Below are 3,560 nucleotides of genomic sequence, written 5' to 3' on the forward strand. Positions count from 1 at the left end.
GTCAACATTTCGTGGCGGGGCTCGACGCGTTCAACGGCTGACGTCAGCGCCCTGCCGCGTACCCCTGCATCCCGCGCGGATTGGCAGCTGCCGCGAGCACGCCCGTTCGGGGATCACGGCTGACGGCGCAGACGCGACCCTCCGACCACGGCCCGCCGACGGTCACGTCGTGACCGCGCTCTCGCAGCTCGCCCAGGATGTCTTCGCCGACGCGGCTCTCGAACGTCACACCGGCCGGCTTCATATCGTGCGGGTAGAACGAATCCGGGAATCCCTCGCCGTGCCAACCGGGCAGATCGATCGCGCCCTGCAGGTCGAGACCACCGCGCACCCGATCGCGCAGCGCGATGCCGAGAAAAGTGTGGAACGTCCACTGATCCTGCGAATCACCACCCGGCGAACCGAAGGCAAGCACGGCTTCATCTCCCTGCATCGCGAGGCTCGGCGTGAGCGTTGTGCGCGGACGTCGACCCGGTGTCAAGGTGTTCGGCAGCCCTTCCTCGAGCCATGCCATCTGCAGCCTGGTGCCGAGCGGGAACCCGAGCCCGGCCATGACGGGGTTCGACTGCAGCCAGCCACCGCTCGGGGTCGCCGACACCATGTTGCCCCAGCGGTCGACGACGTCGACGTGGCAGGTGTCGCCCTTGGCTCCCTCGTCGCCGGCAACGGTCGGCTCGCCGATGCCGGCCGCGGTGCCGGCAACGCTTTCGTGCCGCACGAGCCGCGGCGTACGCCCATCGGGCGAGCCCGGTCGCACCTCACGGGACGCCGTGCCCCGATCGATGAGCGCTCGGCGCTGTTCGTTGTACGCGTCGGAGAGCAGTGCATCGAGCGGTACGGGCTGCGCATCGCCGTACCAGGCCTCGCGGTCGGCCATCGCGAGTTTGGTACCTTCGATCAGCCGGTGATAGAAGTCGGCAGTGCCGTATTCGAGCTGCTGCGGCAGGAGCGCCAACTGCTGCAGGAACACCGGCCCCTGACTCCACGGGCCCCCCTTGCACACCGTCCAATCGCGCCAGCGGTACGTCACCGGGGCCTCGACGCTCGCGGTGAACGCCTCGAGGTCTGCTCGTTCGATGACGCCCTCTCTCGCAACCCCTGTGCTGTCGGTCGCGGGCATGCGCATCGACGCCTCGATCGCTTCGCCGATGAACCCGCTGTGCCAGGTCTCGCGAGCGCGGTCGATCTGACCGATGCGGTCTGCGTCCGACGACTCGTCCAGCAGCCGCCGCCACGTCGCCGCCAGAACAGGGTTTCGCAGCAGGTCACCCGGCCGCGGCACCTCCCCGTTCGGAAGATAGATCTCGGCCGACTCGTGCCACTCCCCCTCGAAACGCACGCGTACCGCCGCGATGGCTGCCGCGATGTTCTCGACGATGGGCACGCCGTGCTCGGCGTAGTGGATTGCGAACCGCAGCACGTCACCGAGCCGCTTGGTCCCGTAGTCGCGCAGCAGGAGCATCCAGGCATCGAATGCGCCGGGTACCGCGGCCGCCAGCAGACCCGTGCCGGGAACGGACGTCAGCCCCATCGCCCTGTAGGAGGCGGCGCTTGCTGCCGCGGGCGCCGGTCCCTGGCCGCAGATGACCGTCGGCCCTTCGCCACGGGGTGCTGCGATGATGGGGGCGTCTCCTCCCGGCCCGTTCAGGTGCGGTTCGGCAACGTGCAAGACGAACGCGGCTGCGACAGCCGCGTCATACGCATTGCCGTCGTCCTCGAGCACCGCCATGGCCGAGGCGGTGGCCAGCCAGTGGGTACTGGCCACCATGCCGAACGTTCCCTGCAGTGTTGGTCGTGTTGTGAACACGGTGTGTCTCCTTCGCGGGCGGTGTCGTCTCCCGAACGATCATCCCAGCACCGAACGGCGACTACATCATCCACATGACGACGAGTTCGCCGAAGAAGCCGAACAGGATGCCCCAGGCCGCGATCGAAATGCCCGTCCAGAGATAGACGGCCGACTTCTTCGCGCCGACGGCGATCAGCGTAGGAGCAGTGATCTGGCTCGCGATGACGAACGGGCCGAGCAGTGCGACGCCGGGAACGCCGAAGCGTTCGAGGTACTTCACGACTTTCTGCCGCCGCGGCGTGAGTTCACGCTCCGGGCGTTCGCGCCCGCGCCGCGCAGCCTGTCGGACACCGCTCGCCACGGCGATCAGCACGAAAGTGCAGACGATATTGCCGATCACGGCGGCAGGCACGGCGAGGAAGGGGTCGATTCCGACGATCGTGCCCAGGAAGCTGCCGAGGTACGACTCGATGAACGGGATCGCCCCGACCAGCAGCAGTGCCGCTACCTGCAGCCACGAGTCAAGACCCATGACGAATTGCGTGAGCTGAATGAATAGGTCTCCGACGAAGTCGAAAAACACGAGCTGCCTCCTAGAGTCGAGCGGTGGTGCCGCTGATTGGTACGTATCCAGACTCCCCGTGCTCGCGCATCGCGTGTAGGGCCGCGGTGTCATGACGTGCGTGTGACACGGTGTCACTATCGAAACGGCCGGCTCGGGTCGAATATGGATGTACGAACACAACGGTGGCCCGTCGACGCGCCCGCGAACGGGAGGGAGCAGCCATGAGAACGATCCAGTACGCGATGCTGCTCGTGATCACCGCCGCCGGCGTCGCGAGCCTCGTAATGCTGCTCGACCTATTGCCCGTCACCGCCGACATGCTGCCGGACTGGATCTCCGAGCTCGTCCCCGCGATCGGATCTCCCGCCTCCGGCTGGCTGATCGCAGCACTCGTCACTACTATCGTGATCGCCGCACTCATTGCCGGCTGGGCTGAGCGAGTGCTCGAGCGAAGAGGGGCGAACGAGGAGGAGGGCCTGTGAACGTGCACGAGTCCCGCCCCGTGCAGCGGATGCGGAAGATCACCACGATCGGGGCCGTCATCGCCGTCGCCGTCGCCGGCATCACGCAGCTGCTGGTGGCCTCCGACCCGCTCTGGCACAGTGCGCTCCAGCTTCCCAGCGTGGCCGTAGCGACCTGGGCCGCAAGCCGGTGGCGCACCGGCCTGACAATCGTGCAGCTGTTGCCCGCGGTTGCGATCGGAGCACTCACGTGGATTGCTGCCCTGCTGCTGGGTATGGGGCCGCTGTCGCTCATCGGTCTCGTCGTCCCTGTCGCCGTCACCATTGCAACCATGCGGAAGCATCGGGCAATCGCCGCTGTCGGGTTCGTGCTGGCGGTTTCCGCGTCCAGTCTGCTCGTCACGGCCGTGCGGCCGGACGCCGCAGAGCACTACCTTCTGACGTCGCTCATGTACGCCGCCATGTTCACGGGCGTCTTCTGGCTCAACGACGTGACCTGGCGACTCTTTTCTGAGCTCGAAACCATGCGCCGCACGGAATCCGAGCTCGCCGTCATCAAGGAGCGTTTCCGCTTCGCGAGCGATCTGCACGACATCCAGGGGCACACGCTCCACGTCATCAAACTGAAGGCGGCCGTCGCAGCCAGGCTGCAGACCACCGACCCCGAGCGCACGGCCGCCGAGCTCGAGGACATCCAACGTCTCACTGCCCAGACGATCGAGCAGGCTCGCGACCTGGCCAATTC

Annotated in this window: 4 protein-coding genes; 2 read left to right on the forward strand and 2 right to left on the reverse strand. The window is 67.0% G+C overall.

Translation table 11 applies throughout. The annotated features are described in order from the left end of the window. Nucleotides 1–43: 43 nt before the first annotated feature. Complete coding sequence (locus Q0O95_RS13570) at nt 44–1,807, reverse strand: gamma-glutamyltransferase (RefSeq protein WP_366516498.1); 1,764 nt, start codon at nt 1,805–1,807, stop codon at nt 44–46. 61 nt (nt 1,808–1,868) lie between these two features. After that, a complete protein-coding gene (locus Q0O95_RS13575; RefSeq protein WP_293699744.1) occupies nt 1,869–2,372 on the reverse strand; it encodes a hypothetical protein in 504 nt (167 codons plus the stop codon). 203 nt (nt 2,373–2,575) lie between these two features. On the opposite strand from Q0O95_RS13575, the gene Q0O95_RS13580 reads away from it, so the two are divergent. Beyond that, nucleotides 2,576–2,836 (forward strand): hypothetical protein, encoded by a 261-nt coding sequence (locus Q0O95_RS13580; RefSeq protein ID WP_293699747.1) that lies wholly within the window; start codon nt 2,576–2,578, stop codon nt 2,834–2,836. Further along, nucleotides 2,833–3,560: histidine kinase dimerization/phosphoacceptor domain-containing protein (locus Q0O95_RS13585; RefSeq protein ID WP_293699749.1), on the forward strand; the 728-nt coding region annotated here is incomplete at its 3' end. The genes Q0O95_RS13580 and Q0O95_RS13585, both read left to right, overlap by 4 nt.

Origin of the sequence: uncultured Agrococcus sp. (assembly GCF_945915485.1) — a bacterium.
In the GTDB taxonomy this organism is placed as follows: Bacteria; Actinomycetota; Actinomycetes; order Actinomycetales; family Microbacteriaceae; genus Agrococcus.